1 pseudogene is annotated in these 581 nt (G+C 74.4%); it reads right to left on the bottom strand.

Annotation, left to right across the window (positions count from 1 at the left end):
• Positions 1-158 precede the first annotated feature (158 nt).
• Positions 159-581, bottom strand: a pseudogene (locus DW299_RS19280) (hypothetical protein); the annotation flags it as partial.

Raw genomic sequence — 581 nt, forward strand, 5'->3', positions numbered from 1 at the left:
GCTCTTCCGATCTGCCGCCGCCGACATCGCCGCGGGCGCCGCTCCGTCCCCCGTTCCGGCGGTCGCCGAGGCGTTCCGCCAGTCGTCGCGCACCGCCGCCATGGTCGCGGTGTACGAGCGCGTGCGGGACGGCCGGTGAGCGGGACCCTCGGCGTCGATCAGACGAAGCGGTAGAACATCGAGGCCAGCCAGACGGTGACGATCCCGAGCAGTCCGGCGCCGGAGATGCCGATCGCGATCCCCGCGAACAGCCGGGAGCCGGGGCGGCGCGCGGCGACGATGCCCAGCACGAGCGCGACCGCGTAACCCAGGAAGCCGACGACGGACGACGCGCCCTCGACGAATCCGATCAGCGAGTAGCCGCGGTCGCCCATGTAGAGGAACGGGCGCCCGAGGATCAGGAGCAGGTCGAGGGCGAACACCACGACCGCGACGATGAACGCCACCCGGCCGAGCGAGCTGCCACGGTCGGCGGCGGTGCGGGGCGGGGCGCCGACCGGGAACTGCGGGTACCCGGGGCCTCCCGGCGTGACGGCCGTGGGGTACGCGGGCGGGTAGGGGGTGCCGTCCGCGTACCCCAC

This window comes from Microbacterium sp. K35 (assembly GCF_004794375.1).
Taxonomy (GTDB): domain Bacteria; phylum Actinomycetota; class Actinomycetes; order Actinomycetales; family Microbacteriaceae; genus Microbacterium; species Microbacterium sufflavum.